Origin of the sequence: Kribbella sp. NPDC023855 (genome assembly GCF_040639475.1) — a bacterium.
Lineage (GTDB): Bacteria > Actinomycetota > Actinomycetes > Propionibacteriales > Kribbellaceae > Kribbella.
This window is the reverse complement of the sequence record NZ_JBFAAA010000002.1, coordinates 908,095-922,476: the sequence shown is the minus strand read 5'-3', so window position 1 is coordinate 922,476 and position 14,382 is coordinate 908,095. Positions and strand designations below refer to the sequence as shown.

Genomic DNA, 14,382 nt, shown 5'->3' with positions numbered 1-14,382 from the left:
CGTTTCCAGGGGGTAGTCATCCACAGGCCGGGGTGATTCTGGGAACTCTTCCTCAGGCCGGTCCGCGGCGTCCGTTTCCGGGGTTGCGGGCTCTTCGGTTTCACGTGAAACCGGTTCTGAAGAGGTCTCGCTGGGGTGGTCTCCCAGGCCGATGGAAGCGGCGGCTCGGAGTGCTGACGGACCCGCTGGCGAGGAGCTGGCTGCGGACGGCTGGGCCTGGGTCGGTGAGGCGAACACCGGTGCCGCGGTCAGCCCATGGGCGACCGGTGAGGCAGCCGGCTCGGGTGTCGCGGCCTCAGTCGGTTGGCCAGTCGACGGGTTCGCCAACTGCTCGGTCGTCGCACTCGTGGCCTGACCGATGGCCGTGCTGGTCGAGTGGTCGGGCGCAAGGTTTGGTGCTTGCTCCGGCACGACGCCCGCAGGCTGGCCGAAGATGGCTGCCGCAGGCTGGTCAGGCTGGTCGGCCGTCGCGCCCGCGGCCTGGCTGGGCAGATTGCCCACAGCGTGGTCGGGTGTTGCGCCCTCGGATTGGCCGGAGGCCGGGCTGGTCGAGTGGGTCGGCGCCAGGTTTGGTGGCTGAGCCGGACCGGCGGGGGCAGGCTGGTCGAGGGTGGTGGGCGCAGGCTGGTCCGGCGCGGGCATTGCTGGCTGGTCGGGCGTGGCGGTCGCGGTCTCGGTGGGCGCGTTGCCTACGGCCTGGTCGGGTGTGGCGTCCTCGGCTTGGTCCGGCAGGTTGCCTACAGCCGAGTTGGGCGTGGTGCCCTCGGCTCGGCTGGGCAGATTGCGCGCGGCCTGGTCGGGCTCGGTATCCTCCGCGTGGCTGGGCGTTGCGCCCTCGGCTTGGTCGGGCACATCGCCCACAGCCTGGTTGGGCGTGGCGGACTCGGCCTGGGCGGGGGTTGCTGGGTGGGCCGGGGTGGGGGCGGGGGGTGGGTTTTTGGTTACTTGGACGGTGGCGGCGGGGGGGTCTGCCGGCCAGCCGATTCCTTGTGAAGTTCTAGGTTCACCAGTACTTTTCTCAGGCCATCCGAGGGCACGACTCACGAACCCGATCACCTCCCGCGTCTCCTGTGCTGGGATCCCCGCGCAGCACGTCCGGCCACAATACTCACGACTGTCGTCGGCTGGGCCAGTTCATCGACACCGAGTTGGTGCACATGCCATTCCTCGGCGCCAAGAGCCTCGAGTTCGGCTTCCGACGCAGCGAGTTCCTCCTCCGCGGAGGCTCCCTTCATCGCCAGCATCAGGCCACCCTCGTACGTCAGTGGCAGGCACCAGCCGGCCAGCTTGCCGAGGGGTGCCACCGCGCGCGACGCGACCACGTCGTACGGCGCCTTGCCACGCGCGGCGCCTTCCGCACCGGACTTGTGGCCGGGGATCAAGTCTTCGGCACGGGCGCGAACCACCTCGGCGTTGCTGCAGCCGAGTTGGTCCACCGCCTCCTGCAGGAAGGTGGTACGCCGGAGCAACGGCTCGACGAGCGACACCTGGAGGTCGGGGCGAACGAGGGCGAGCACGATCCCCGGCAGGCCCGCACCGGTGCCGATGTCGGCGACGGTGGACTCCTCCGGGATCAAGCGCTCCAGGACCGCGCAGTTCAGCAGGTGCCGGTCCCACAGCCGCGGCACCTCGCGCGGACCGATCAGTCCGCGCAGTGTTCCTTCGGTGGCGAGCAGCTCCGCGAACTCCGCAAGCCGCTCCGCCGCTCGCGGAAAGAGCTCCTCCACGAGCGGCGGTGTTTCACGTGAAACGTGGTCCGTCACGAGCAGGACACGGCGATCACGCGGGCTGGACGACGACCCGGCGACGCGGCTCCTCGCCTTCGGACTCGCTGGTCAGGCCCGCCGCGGCGACGACGTCGTGCACGACCTTGCGCTCGAACGGCGTCATCGGCGGCAGCTTCACGGCCTCACCCGAAGCCTTCACTTCCTCGATCGCCTTCCGGCCGACCTCTTCCAGCTCGGCCTTTCGGTTCGCCCGGTAGTTCGAGACGTCCAGCATAAGCCGCGACCGCTCACCGGTCTCCCGGTAGACAGCCAGCCGGGTCAGCTCCTGCAGCGCCTCGAGCACCTTGCCGTTCTCACCGACCAGGTTGCTCAGGTCGGCGCCGACGATCGACACCGCCGCCCGGTCGCCGTCGATGTCCATATCGATGTCGCCGTCGAGATCGGCGATGTCCAGCAGCTCTTCCAGGTAGTCGGCCGCGATGTCGCTCTCGGCCTCCAGTGCCTTCAGGCGGTCGCCCGCATGGTCGGCCGGCGCGGACTTCTCCGGCGCCTCGGTGTCCTGCATGCCGTCGCTCACGGCCACTCCTTCACAGTTCGAGATCCGCCCCACGGGGACCCAGGTGGTACACAGCAGAGAAAAACGGGGTGCCGGGTCAACCGGCCGTTCCGACGGGGTGCGTCAGGAGCGGCCGGAGCCACCGCCGGGCTTCTTCTGCGCGGCTTTCTTCTGGGCGGCCTGGCGAGCGGCGCGCGACTTCGCGGCCGGCTGTCGCTTCGCGCCGCCCGAGGTCTGCTTGGCCGGAGTCTTCTTGGCCGGCTGCTGGCCGTTGCTCGACGCCTTCGGGCTGTCCTGAACCTTCGGGGCGTCCTGCACCGTCGACGGTTCGGCCGCCGCGGTCTTCCGCGTACTCCGGGACTGACGCTTCGGCTGCTGCCTGTTCGCCGGGCGCCGGTCGGTCGCGACCGAACCCTCCTCGGCGCCACCCAGACCCTCGTCGGCGGGCTTGCCGGCGCGCAGGTTGTGCTCGCGCTTGCGGGCCTCCAGCGCGTCGAAGGCCGGAGTACCGGGGGCCGGGTTGCGGCGGATCACGTAGAACTGCTGGCCCATCGTCCACACGTTCGAGACGAACCAGTAGATGAGCACACCGATCGGGAAGTTGAAGCCACCGATCAGGAAGAACACCGGGAAGACGTAGAGCATGATCTTCTGCATCTGCGCCGCCTGGCCCTCGAGGGCCTCCTTCGGCATGTTCTTGCGCATCAGCTGCAGCTGCGTGATGAACATCGTGGCGGTCATCAGGATGATCAGCACGACGGCGACGACCTTGACGTTGCCGGAGCCGGAGCCGTTGGCCTTGAGGAAGGTCTGTGAGATCTCCGCACCGAAGATCTTGGCGTGCTGCAGGGACTGGACGTACGGGTCCATGATCGAGCTGTGCGTCTTGCCCTTCGACGCGTAGTCGAGGACGCGGAACAGCGCCAGGAAGATCGGCGACTGCAGCAGCAGCGGCAGGCACGAGGAGAACGGGTTGGTGCCCGTCTCCTTGTACAGCTTCATCATTTCCTGACCGAGCTTCTCCCGGTCGTGGCCGTACTTCTTCTGCAGCTCCTTCATCTTCGGCTGCAGCAGCTGCATGTTCCGGCTGGAGCGGATCTGCCGCACGAACAGCGGGATCAGCAGCGTCCGGATGACGATGGTCAGGCCGGCGATCGAGAGCGCCCAGGCCCAGCCGCTGTCCTTGTCGAAGACCTGCGACAGCAACCAGTGCCATCCCACCAGCAGCGCCGAGACCGCCCAGTACAGCGGCGTCATGACGGCGTTGAAAACGTCTACGATCCCGTCCCACAAGGCGAGCTGGGGGATGGCCAGATCAATCACTCAAGCACCTCGCTGCACAGGCCCGGCGTCGGCTGACGGCCCGGGCTGGTTGGCGGAGACGGCATCTCCGCGCTGGTCGACATCTGTGGGTGGAACGGGGTCGTAGCCGCCGGGGTTCCACGGGTGGCAGTGGGCGAGTCTCTTCGCCGCAAGCCAGCTACCGCGCACCGCGCCGTGGCGTTCGACCGCTTCCAGGGCGTAAGCAGAACAACTGGGGTAGAACCGGCACACCTGTCCGTACATCGGGCTGACGAACTTCCGGTACAGCTTCAGAAATCCGATGATCCCGTACTTCACGGGCGCGATCTTCATCGCCCGTCCTTCGGCGCAGCCTGAGGTGCAGTCTGCTGAGGTGCAGCCTGCTGAGGTGCAGCCTGCTGAGGCGATGACTCCAAAGGCGCAGACGCAGGCTTCACAGGTGCGGTCAGCACCCGCTGCAGCGCGCCCTGCACATCGGCCGCCAGTTCCTCGTACGACGAAGAGCCCGACGGCGGCAGAGCCCGAACCACTGTCAGGCTGCCGGCCGGCAGGCCGGGGAGCTGCGCCGCCATCACGGCACGCAGACGGCGGTGGACGCGGTTCCGCAGAACCGCATTGCCCACCGCCTTGTTCACCACGAATCCGACGCGAGCGGGCTCGGCCGAAGAGCCGGGCCCCGGCAACAGATGGTGGACCACCACGGCACGCCGACCAGCCCGCCGTCCACTTCGGACGGCGCGGCGGAAGTCGTCGGACCGGCGGAGCCGGTTCGACGCGGGAAGCACGAGGTGGTCACTGTCGCCAGCTCACCGGCGTCAGGCCGCGAGGCGCTGGCGACCCTTCGCACGACGCGTTGCGAGGATGGCGCGGCCCGCACGGGTGCGCATCCGAAGACGGAAGCCGTGCTTCTTGTGCCGACGACGGTTGTTCGGCTGGAACGTCCGCTTGCTCACTGGAATGACTCCGGTTACTCGAGATCACGTTTGTCGACAAATCCACTGATAGATCTGTCCCTGGTGCAGGTCCTGCACGCCACTCGAGAAACCTTCATGGAAGGTCGGTCCCGTAGCGAGCGCAGCACGAAACGGCCGGCTCAACACCGACTGATCCACGGTACGTGGCGGCCTGTGGACAGGTCAAACCAGCCGTCCCCATAGTTTTCCACAGGCCTGTGGATGGAAGAGGGTGCGGAGACCCCGTCACAGGCTGGTCACCATCGCTACGGACGGCGACTAACAGCAGGTCGCGCAACCATGACTACGCTCCGGCGTCCACCCGACACGCCGAAGGTTGCCCCCAAATTGCGTCCCATAGCCTGTGGATGACGGCTTGAAGCGGTGTGGGCGGACTTGTTAGCGTCAGCCCCTCACACCAGAGGTCCCACACCCCGAGACCGGTAACCAAGTAACTCCGCGCTTCGTTCACAACTGTGGACAACGATGTGGACAATGAGGAAAACCGGCTGAGGAGAAAGCCACTGCTTCGTGCGGCCGACCGGCGGCGCGAGCGGGGTGCCGGGTCGAATGGTCGCGCGGCACCGGGAACCAGCCCGGGAGCACGGCCACCGCAGCAGAGGATTCGGGGAGCAACGCGTGGTCGAGGACCAGTCCGCCAGTGCGGAAAGCAAGGCGGAAGTGAATGATCTGGACGTTGCCTGGACCAGGGTGCTGGCCGGACTGCCACCGAACCAGCGAGCCTGGCTGACGAATTCCCGGCCGGTGACGCTGCACGAGAGCACCGCGATCGTCGCCGTACCGGACGACTTCACCCGCGGTCAGCTGGAAACCCGGCTCCGGCCGGACCTGGAGCGCATCCTCACCGAGAGCTTCGGCCGGGACATCCGGATCGCCGTCACGGTCGACCCGTCGCTCGATCCCGAGCTTCGCGAGCCGGCCCCCGCGCCGCAGCCCGTAGTACGGGAGCAGGCGCCGGTGATTCATTCGCCGCTGAACCAGCCGCCGAACCAGCCGTTGACTCAGCCGTTCGGCCAGCCGATGCACCAGGGGCTGCAGGAGCCGGCGCATATTCCGCAACAGCAGCCCCAGCCGGTCGCGCAGATCTCTCCGCCGCCGCTCGGGTCGGTCGCGCCGCCACCGAACGGTTCGGCGCAGACCCAGACGGCCACCGAGGCGCAGGGTGAGGCGCGACTCAACCCGAAGTACACGTTCGAGACCTTCGTCATCGGGAGCTCGAACCGGTTCGCGCACGCCGCGGCCGTCGCGGTCGCCGAAGCACCGGGCAAGGCGTACAACCCGCAGCTGATCTACGGCGACTCCGGTCTGGGCAAGACCCACCTGCTGCACGCGATCGGGCACTACGTCCGCAGTCTCTACACCGGCGCCCGGGTTCGGTACGTCTCCAGCGAAGAGTTCACCAACGACTTCATCAACGCCATCCGCGACGACAAGGCCGCGCAGTTCCAGCGCCGGTACCGCGACGTCGACGTGCTGCTGATCGACGACATCCAGTTCCTGGAAGGCAAGATCCAGACCCAGGAAGAGTTCTTCCACACCTTCAACACGCTGCACAACGCGAACAAGCAGATCGTGATCAGCTCCGACCGGGCGCCGAAACGGCTCGAGGCGCTGGAGGACCGGCTGCGGAACCGGTTCGAGTGGGGTCTGATCACGGACATCCAGCCGCCCGACCTGGAGACCCGGATCGCGATCCTGCGCAAGAAGGCCGCCACCGAGCGGCTGACCGCGCCGCCCGAGGTGCTCGAGTTCATCGCCAGCAAGGTGCAGACCAACATCCGTGAGCTCGAGGGCGCGCTGATCCGGGTCACCGCGTTCGCCAGCCTGAACCGCCAGCCGGTCGATCTGTCCCTGGCCGAGATCGTGCTGAAGGACCTGATCCCCGAAGGCAGCAAGCCCGAGGTGACGGCCAGCATGATCATGGGCCAGACCGCCTCGTACTTCGGCCTGTCGATCGACGACCTGTGTGGTTCGAGCCGGAGCCGGGTGCTCGTGACCGCCCGGCAGATCGCGATGTACCTGTGCCGCGAGCTGACGGATCTGTCCCTGCCGAAGATCGGTCAGCAGTTCGGCGGCCGGGACCACACCACCGTGATGCACGCCGAGCGGAAGATCCGGCAGCTGATGTCGGAACGGCGCTCCGTCTTCAACCAGGTCACCGAGCTGACCAACCGGATCAAGCACCAGGCCAAGCAGCAATGAGGTGTCGTGTGACCGGGTCAGAGAGCGTGTACGCCGAGCGCTACGACGCGGTCACACGAACCACACAGGCTGGGGACAGTCCTGTGGATAACTGGGGGTATCCCAGTGGACACTCTCGTCTCGCCTGTGGATTGGCTGTGTGGAGAAATCTCGTCATCACCAGCCGTCCAGAGACTGCCCCGATTTCATCCACACCTCGTCCTCAGGGCAAAACCGCCTCTGACCTGCGAACTCACGGCTTTTCCACAGTATCCACACGTGCGAACAACCCTATGGAATCCCTAAGGAGTTCCCAGTCCACAAAAGGTTCTGGCGGCCCAACCTGGGGAAAACTCGGATTTCGCACCTGCCCGCCGGCCCCCGGAATGCCTCTGTCAGGCTGTCCCTGTCAGCACCACGACGACGCGGACGCGACCCGCCCGAACCGCCACGTCAAGCCCGGTTGGCGCACATCACATCTGTCCGTGGCAGGATCTGCCTGGCACACAGCCGAATCAGGAGGCACCCAGCGGTGAAGTTCCGCGTCGAGCGCGACGTCCTGGCCGAGTCGGTGGCCTGGGCCGCGCGCAGTTTGCCCAGCCGTCCGAGTGTTCCGATCCTTGCCGGCCTTCTTGTCGAAGCCGGGGACGGGGAAATCACCCTGTCCGGTTTCGACTACGAGACTTCCGTGCGCGTCACCGTGCCCGCCCAGGTGGCGGACACCGGGAAGTGCCTGATTTCCGGCCGGCTGGTCGCCGACATCTCCAAGAGCCTTCCGAACCAGCCCGTGGACATCGCTGTGGACGGCGCGAAGGCGCAAGTCACCTGCGGCACGTCGCGGTTCACGCTCCAAACGCTTCCCACAGAGGAATATCCGGCTCTGCCGGACCTCCCGGCGGCCAGCGGCACCGTTCGCAGTGACGTTTTCGCCCAGGCGGTCGCTCAAGTGGTGACCGCAGCCGGTCGCGAGGACACGCTCCCGGTGCTGACCGGCGTACGGGTCGAGATCGAGGGATCCACCATCTCGCTGCTCGCCACCGACCGGTACCGGTTGGCGATCCGCGAGCTCGAATGGAACCCGCAAAGCCCAGATGCCTCTGCTGCAGCCCTTATCCCGGCCCGGGTGCTCTCCGAAACCGCGAAAGCGATGACCGGAACCGACATCATCGTCTCGCTGGCCGCCCCTGGCAGCGGTGACGGCATCGTCGGTTTCGAGGGCGAGGTCTCCGGTGGCAACCGGCGGGCCACCACCCGGTTGCTCGACGGCGAGTTCCCGAAGGTTCGCGGCATCATCCCGACCGACGCGGCGATCGCGACCCGGGTCCGGATCGACACCGCGACCCTGGTCGAGGCGGTCAAGCGAGTCGCCCTGGTGGCCGAGCGGAACGCACCGGTCCGGCTGACGTTCTCCGAGGACACCGTGACGCTGGACGCCGGTAGCGGCGACGAAGCCCAGGCGTCGGAGTCGATCGAGGCGCGCGTGGTTGGCGAGCCGGTTACCGTGGGTTTCAACCCGACGTACCTGCTGGACGGTCTGAACGCGATCGGTACTCCGGTCGCGCACCTGGCCTTCACGCAGGCGACGAAGCCGGCCGAACTGACCGGTGTGCGGGATTTCGACGGCGACCCGATTGCTGAGTTCCGCTACGTGCTGATGCCGGTTCGCCTGAACAGCTAAGAAGCCAACAGAACAAGGGGATTCACGATGGAGCTCGGCCTTGTCGGTCTCGGCAAGATGGGCGGCAACATGCGCGAGCGGTTGCGCAAAGCCGGCCTGACCGTAGTCGGTTTCGACCACAACGCGGCCATCTCTGACGCGACCGATCTCGCCGACATGGTGAGCAAGCTGACCGCGGACGGTCAGCCGAAGGTCGTCTGGGTGATGGTGCCGGTACAGGCCATCGACCCGGTGCTGACCGAGCTGGCCGAGCTGCTGTCCGAGGGTGACATCGTGATCGACGGCGGCAACAGCCGCTGGACCGATGACATCCGCCGGGCCGAACTGCTGTCTCACAAGGGCATCAAGTTCGTCGACTGCGGAGTCTCCGGTGGCGTCTGGGGTCTGGAGAACGGCTACGCGCTGATGTGCGGCGGAGACGCTGAGACCATCGGCACGCTGATGCCCATTTTCACCGCGCTCAAGCCCGAGGGTGAGTTCGGCTTCGTGCACGCCGGCAAGGTCGGCGCCGGTCACTTCGCGAAGATGGTTCACAACGGCATCGAGTACGCGATCATGCAGGCGTACGCCGAGGGGTTCGAGCTGCTCGAGGCCGCCGAGATCGTCGAAAACGTGCCGGAGGCGTTCGACTCCTGGCGCGAGGGCACGGTGATCCGGTCCTGGCTGCTCGACCTGATGGTCAACGCGCTCAAGGAAGACTCCCACCTGGACAAGATCCGCGGGTACGCCGACGACTCGGGCGAGGGCCGCTGGACCGTCGAGGCCGCGATCGACCACGCAGTACCGGTGCCCGCGATCGCCGCGTCGCTGTTCGCACGGTTCGCGTCTCGCCAGGACGACTCCCCCGCGATGAAGGCGATCGCCGCGATGCGCAACCAGTTCGGTGGCCACGCGGTCAAGGGCGCCGAAGACCCGTCGTACGCGACGCCCCCGGTCAAGCACTAGCCTCAGGATCCGCCCAGCAGAGGAATATCAGTGTTTGTCACCGCTCTCGGCCTGCTCGACTTCCGGTCGTACCAGCAGGTGGAGGTCCAGCTCGCCGCGGGCGTGACCGCTTTTGTCGGGCCGAACGGTCAGGGCAAGACGAATCTGGTCGAGGCGATCCACTACACCGCGACGCTCAGTTCGCACCGGGTGGCCAACGACGCGCCACTCGTGCGGGCCGGCGCTCCGCGGGCGATCGTGCGGACCGAGATCCGTTCCGACCACGAGCGAGACCTGATCGTCGAGCTGGAAATCAATCCTGGGAGGGCAAATCGGGCCCGGGTGAACCGTTCGCCGGTCCCCCGGCCGCGCGAAGTGCTCGGATTGCTCCGTACGGTGCTTTTTGCGCCCGAAGACCTCGCCCTGGTGAAGGGTGATCCGTCCGAACGGCGCCGTTTCCTGGACGAGCTGCTCACCCTGCGGACACCCCGGCTGGCCGGCGTCCGGCAGGATTACGACCGGGTGCTCAAGCAACGCAACTCGTTGCTGAAGAGCGCGTCGATCGCCCGCCGGCAGAATCGGTCCGGTGGCGAGGCCCAGCTGCGCACCCTCGAAGTGTGGGACGACCACCTGGTCCGGGTCGGCTCAGAGCTGCTCGCAGCGCGACTCGAGCTGCTGGAATCCCTGCGTCCGTTGGTCTCCGGCTCTTACGATGCCGTTGCCAGAGGCAAAGGAGATGCGCGGCTGGAGTACAAGTCGTCGGTCGGGCTGGAACCCGGCGTGGCGAGCCGCGAGCAACTGGCCGAGGTGCTCAAGGCAGCGGTGATCGAGCGTCGGCCGGACGAGCTCGACCGGGGTGTCTCGCTGGTCGGCCCGCACCGCGACGACGTAGTACTGGGTCTCGGGGACTTGCCTGCGAAGGGGTATGCGAGTCACGGTGAGTCCTGGTCGTTCGCGCTCGCGTTGCGACTGGCGTCGTACGAGTTGCTCAGGACGGACGGGGGTGAGCCGGTGCTGATTCTGGACGACGTGTTCGCCGAGCTCGACACGAGTCGCCGGGACCGGCTGGCCGAGCTGGTCGCGCCCGCCGAGCAGGTCCTGGTCACCGCGGCGGTCGGCGCCGACGTACCGGCGGAGTTGAGTGGGGTGCGTTTCGACGTCGGCGAGGGCACGGTTCGCCGTGCCTGACGACCTCCGCCCGGAGCCCGCACCTCGCGCGGAACCCGCGCGGAGTGAGCCAGAACGCCAGAATTCCTCTGAGAGCGGCTTCGAGAGCGAGCCCGTCGAAGCCACCGAGCACGACAAACGGGGCCTCGAGCTGGCGAAGACGCTCGCCAGCAGGCTCAAAGGGGCGGGTCCGGTCCAGCCTGTCAAGAAGACGCGCCGCCGTCGCCCGACCGGAAACCAGATCAGCAGCGCGCGCGCCGACGATCGCGACCCGCAGTTGCTGACCAACACCCTCGGCCGGCTGATGCGCGAACAGGGCTGGGAGGTCGACGTCGCGGTCCACGGCGTGATGGCCCGCTGGCCGTCGATCGTCGGCCCGGAGATGGCCTCGCACTGCCAGCCCGAGACCTACCAGGACACAGAGCTCACCGTCCGCACCGACTCCACCGCCTGGGCGACTCAGGTCCGGCTGCTCGCACCAGACCTGGTACGCCGCCTGAACGCCGAGCTCGGCGACGGTACGGTCACCCGGGTCAAGGTGGAAGGCCCCAACGCCCCCAGCTGGCGCAAGGGCCCGCGCACTGTCCGTGGCGGCCGCGGCCCGCGCGACACCTACGGCTGAACAGTGAGCCACCGGCACCGGCCAGTGGGACCCTGGCAGTCCTCTAGGATCAGGCGCGATGCGCACGATCGTTGAGGGCTTCCGCGAGATGGTCCACCTCATCGCCGACACGTTTCGGCTGTGGTGGCGCAACCTCCTGCCACTGATCACCTGGTACCTCGCCGGGTACGTAGGCTTCCGGGCTTCCATCAACGGTGCCATCTGGCTGTCCGAGCATCAGCACTCGAGTCTCGGCGTCGGGTTGTTCTCGACCGGCGTACTGATCCAGATCGCCGCCACGGTCGGCATGATCCGAACCTGCGCCACCTCGTTGTACCGCTGGCGCGACGCCGCCAGCAACAAGGCGGAGGAGACCTCCGACCCGACCCAGCAGGGCCTGATGGAGTTGCTGGCCGTCACCCTGCTGCCGCTGGTCGCGGTCTGGTCGGCCTGGGGCTTCCTGGACGCCCGCGTGCACGAACTGACGGTCAGCAACATCGTCCAGCGGGGCATCGGCGGAGGGGCCAGCTTCTTCGAGCTGAACAACGGCGGCTGGAAGTCCTACCTGCCGGCCATCCTGATCCTGCTGATCCTGCGCCGCGCCCTTGAGGGGATCGACGATCGCTGGCCGAACCGGCCGGTCAAGTTCGCCCAGGTCTGGGCCGAGGCGTTCTTCCTGCTGATCACGGTCGTCGTCACGCCGTACGCCGTCGGCGACGCCAAGAACTGGATCCAGGACCGGAACGTCTGGTACGTCTCGGTCAACTGGTGGAGCGGGCTGAAGGACTTCTTCGCCGGGATCCACGTCCCGATCCCGGCCGGGATCGAGTTCCTCTGGGGCGTCTTCTGGGAAAGCCTCTGGCCGCTGTTCAAGCTCGGTGTTGCCGAGCCGCTGACCTGGCTTGCGATCACCACCGTGGTCTTCGGCCACCGGGTGCTGACCAGCAGCGGCGTACTCCGCGGGACGCGGATTGAGAAGCGGCTGGGCAGTCGAGTGGCCGTGACGGAGGAGGCGCCGAAGAACCGCCTCGTGGCGCTCACCAACCAGGCACCGAACCTGCTGCTCGGTGGATTGCGGGAGAAGTTCTATCCGACGCTGACCGCGTTCCGGCTGCTGGTCCGGGTCGGGCCGGTCTTCCTCGGCGTCGTGTGCATGGTCTACACCTGCTGGCTGCTGGCCAACGAGTGGGGCTTCAACCTGCTGGTCCGGGCGATCGGCATCCATGGCGTCGGCACCGACTGGGGCCTGATGAACCACGAGATCGCCGCACTGGTGACCGACGTGATCTTCGAGACGCTCCGGATCTCCTTGCTGGCGGCGGCTTTCGACCTCTGCATCTCTGTCGGCGCCGAGCGCCGGGCCGAGGCCGCGGCCGCGAAGGACCAGGCCGAGACCGAGTCCACTCCGGCCTGACCGCCGGTACTGCGAACCTTCCGGCCGACCCTCAACGGGCCGGCCGGCGGACCTCAGCGGGTGATCAGGACCCGTCGGTAGTCCGACAGGTTCTCGACCTGGATGCCGACCAGATGCGGCACGGCCGACTCCGGTACGACGAAGATGTGTGCCACCACACCCGGCTTGTTCCGGACGAACGGGAAGTCCTCGTCGCTGCAACGGATCGCGAACGCCAGCCCGTAGGCGCTCTGGCTCTCCCACACGTTGCCGCGGTCGTCGCGCAGCTTCGCCGTACAGGTGAAGCCGTCGGCACCCATCTTCAGGCCGTCGAGTGCGGTGACGGTGGACTTGGCGAGCACGATCACCGAGCCGGCCGGCCGATCCAGTGAAGTGACCGTCTTCTTCTCTTTGTCCACCAACTGCGTGTAGACGTCGAGCGAGTCCAGCTTCCACTCCACCCGGTCGACGATCACCGGCCCACGCTCGACCACCTCGGTGATCGCGCCCTGGCGGTAGACCTTGTCGCTGTCGGTGATGTACGGCCGGACCAGCACGAACGCGCTGGTGGAGGCGAGGGCGACCAGCAGGGACACCTGGGCGGTCAGCCGGAGCAGACGCTGGGACTTCATTCGGCCACCCGCTTGACCCCACGAGGGAGCAGGTACTCCGGCGTCGCGGCATCGATGAGCTGTTTGGCGACCTTGTCGTCCGGTACGCCGAGGTCGACCGCGACGTCCTGGGTCAGCACGTTGAAGAACGGACTGGTGCGGACCCGCAGGGTGAGCCCCTTCACGTCGGCCGGGTTGACCTCGAAGACCACCGCGCTGTCCACCGCGAAGCCCGGATCGCCGAAGTCGATCTTGCTGCCCCAGGTCTCGCCGATCGGGATGTACGTCGTGCCCTCGTCGGTGACCAGTTCGGCGCCCGGGTTGGGGACCTCCGCCGTACCGCGGGAGGTGGAGTACTCGAGCGCGACGTAGATACCGCTGGACGGCACCGCCTTGTCGTCCCCGCTGCCGGTCAGGTACGCCCGGGCGAACTTCATCCGGTGCACGGTGAAGGAGGAGCCGTTGTAGTCCAGCGTCTCGCCGATGGTGCCCTTCACGACCACCCGGTTCGACTCGTCGTCGTACACCTGGTCGGGTTCGGCGAGCCGGGTGAGGCCGCCGAGCAGGACGAACAGGATGCCGACGAGCACAGTGGCCGGCCGATAGAGCTTCACTCTTCGGTCTCCGTCTCGATCTTGGTGGGGACCCGGACCACGGCCACTGCTTCCTCGCCCTGCCAGTACGGCTTCTCCGTCGCGCCGAGCAGGCCGCTGGCGGAACGGTAGCTCTCCTTCAGTACGCCGATCTCGACCTTGTCGGTCTTGAAGTTGGGCGAGGTGTCGAAGGTGACGACGCAGGCCTCGGCAGGGAGCCCGTAGACAATGACCGCGCCGGCGTCCGTGTTCTTGCACTTCACGTTGTACTTCGGTTTGACCGGCTCCTTGCCCGGGATGACCCACCTGAGCATGTCGCTGCCGAACCTGGCGCTGGTGTGCTCCTCCTCGTCGATGTTCTTCAGTTGCAGGGCGACCTCGAGCCGGGCCTTGGCCGGGCTGTACTCCGTCTTCGGCGTGCGGATGATCTTCGCGTCGCTGACGCCGATCTCGAACCGGCCGGCCTCGAGGGTGACCGGGGCGTCCACCGTGTCGACGGTCCGTCCCTTCTTCTCTTTCCAGCCGCCGGTGAAGAAGATGACCACCGCGAGCACGACGACGATGCCGATGGCGATCAGCCACTTCCGGCGGTGCCGGTGGATCACCCGGTCGGCGATCATGGCATCGATGACGTCGTCGAGACTTTCCACGGCAGCGATCTTAGGGGGCGCCGGG

16 protein-coding genes are annotated in these 14,382 nt (G+C 67.2%); 7 read left to right on the top strand and 9 right to left on the bottom strand.

The window, feature by feature from the left end; all coding sequences use genetic code 11:
- The first annotated feature begins 151 nt into the window (after positions 1 to 151).
- Entirely contained in the window at positions 152 to 355 is a 204-nt protein-coding gene (locus tag AB0F51_RS10175; RefSeq protein ID WP_360276920.1) for a hypothetical protein, read from the top strand.
- A gap of 697 nt (positions 356 to 1,052) precedes the next feature.
- Here AB0F51_RS10175 and rsmG read toward each other — a convergent pair.
- The 6 genes from rsmG to rpmH all read right to left on the bottom strand — a co-directional run bounded on the left by rsmG (position 1,053) and on the right by rpmH (position 4,538).
- On the bottom strand, positions 1,053 to 1,727 hold the full coding sequence (gene rsmG, locus AB0F51_RS10170; RefSeq protein WP_360276917.1) for a 16S rRNA (guanine(527)-N(7))-methyltransferase RsmG: 675 nt from the start codon (positions 1,725 to 1,727) through the stop codon (positions 1,053 to 1,055).
- 52 nt (positions 1,728 to 1,779) lie between these two features.
- Positions 1,780 to 2,292 carry a R3H domain-containing nucleic acid-binding protein gene (locus tag AB0F51_RS10165; RefSeq protein ID WP_360277279.1) on the bottom strand — a complete coding sequence of 171 codons (513 nt, stop codon included), beginning with the start codon at positions 2,290 to 2,292 and terminating at the stop codon, positions 1,780 to 1,782.
- A gap of 114 nt (positions 2,293 to 2,406) precedes the next feature.
- Entirely contained in the window at positions 2,407 to 3,603 is a 1,197-nt protein-coding gene (gene yidC, locus AB0F51_RS10160; protein ID WP_360277276.1) for a membrane protein insertase YidC, read from the bottom strand.
- Between the two features lie 3 nt (positions 3,604 to 3,606).
- Positions 3,607 to 3,918: a membrane protein insertion efficiency factor YidD gene (yidD, locus tag AB0F51_RS10155; protein WP_360276915.1), complete on the bottom strand. Its 312-nt coding sequence runs from the start codon at positions 3,916 to 3,918 to the stop codon at positions 3,607 to 3,609.
- Positions 3,915 to 4,370 carry a ribonuclease P protein component gene (gene rnpA, locus AB0F51_RS10150; protein ID WP_360276912.1) on the bottom strand — a complete coding sequence of 152 codons (456 nt, stop codon included), beginning with the start codon at positions 4,368 to 4,370 and terminating at the stop codon, positions 3,915 to 3,917. Before rnpA ends, yidD begins: the two co-directional genes overlap by 4 nt.
- A gap of 30 nt (positions 4,371 to 4,400) precedes the next feature.
- Positions 4,401 to 4,538, bottom strand: coding sequence for a 50S ribosomal protein L34 (gene rpmH, locus AB0F51_RS10145; protein WP_083933330.1), 138 nt, complete (start codon positions 4,536 to 4,538; stop codon positions 4,401 to 4,403).
- A gap of 681 nt (positions 4,539 to 5,219) precedes the next feature.
- Between rpmH and dnaA the strand changes: the two genes are divergently transcribed.
- The 6 genes from dnaA to AB0F51_RS10115 all read left to right on the top strand — a co-directional run bounded on the left by dnaA (position 5,220) and on the right by AB0F51_RS10115 (position 12,524).
- On the top strand, positions 5,220 to 6,761 hold the full coding sequence (gene dnaA / locus AB0F51_RS10140) for a chromosomal replication initiator protein DnaA (protein ID WP_360276908.1): 1,542 nt from the start codon (positions 5,220 to 5,222) through the stop codon (positions 6,759 to 6,761).
- Positions 6,762 to 7,272: 511 nt separating this feature from the next.
- Positions 7,273 to 8,418, top strand: coding sequence for a DNA polymerase III subunit beta (gene dnaN / locus AB0F51_RS10135; protein ID WP_360276906.1), 1,146 nt, complete (start codon positions 7,273 to 7,275; stop codon positions 8,416 to 8,418).
- Between the two features lie 27 nt (positions 8,419 to 8,445).
- Entirely contained in the window at positions 8,446 to 9,363 is a 918-nt protein-coding gene (gnd, locus tag AB0F51_RS10130) for a phosphogluconate dehydrogenase (NAD(+)-dependent, decarboxylating) (RefSeq protein ID WP_360276903.1), read from the top strand.
- Between the two features lie 30 nt (positions 9,364 to 9,393).
- Positions 9,394 to 10,530 carry a DNA replication/repair protein RecF gene (gene recF, locus AB0F51_RS10125; RefSeq protein WP_360276901.1) on the top strand — a complete coding sequence of 379 codons (1,137 nt, stop codon included), beginning with the start codon at positions 9,394 to 9,396 and terminating at the stop codon, positions 10,528 to 10,530.
- Complete coding sequence (locus AB0F51_RS10120) at positions 10,523 to 11,131, top strand: DciA family protein (RefSeq protein ID WP_360276898.1); 609 nt, start codon at positions 10,523 to 10,525, stop codon at positions 11,129 to 11,131. The genes recF and AB0F51_RS10120 overlap by 8 nt, the downstream gene beginning before the upstream one ends.
- A gap of 58 nt (positions 11,132 to 11,189) precedes the next feature.
- Positions 11,190 to 12,524, top strand: a complete 1,335-nt coding sequence (locus tag AB0F51_RS10115) for a hypothetical protein (RefSeq protein ID WP_360276895.1) — start codon at positions 11,190 to 11,192, stop codon at positions 12,522 to 12,524.
- 53 nt (positions 12,525 to 12,577) lie between these two features.
- On the opposite strand, the gene AB0F51_RS10110 is transcribed toward AB0F51_RS10115, so the two are convergent.
- From AB0F51_RS10110 to AB0F51_RS10100, 3 genes are read right to left on the bottom strand one after another with little or no spacing between them, the layout of a single operon-like run.
- Positions 12,578 to 13,135 carry a hypothetical protein gene (locus AB0F51_RS10110; RefSeq protein ID WP_360276892.1) on the bottom strand — a complete coding sequence of 186 codons (558 nt, stop codon included), beginning with the start codon at positions 13,133 to 13,135 and terminating at the stop codon, positions 12,578 to 12,580.
- The gene (locus AB0F51_RS10105) at positions 13,132 to 13,728 is read right to left on the bottom strand and encodes a hypothetical protein (RefSeq protein ID WP_360276889.1); all 597 of its coding nucleotides are present in this window, start codon (positions 13,726 to 13,728) and stop codon (positions 13,132 to 13,134) included. The genes AB0F51_RS10110 and AB0F51_RS10105 overlap by 4 nt, the downstream gene beginning before the upstream one ends.
- Positions 13,725 to 14,357, bottom strand: a complete 633-nt coding sequence (locus AB0F51_RS10100) for a hypothetical protein (RefSeq protein ID WP_360276887.1) — start codon at positions 14,355 to 14,357, stop codon at positions 13,725 to 13,727. The genes AB0F51_RS10105 and AB0F51_RS10100 overlap by 4 nt, the downstream gene beginning before the upstream one ends.
- Between the last annotated feature and the right edge of the window lie 25 nt (positions 14,358 to 14,382).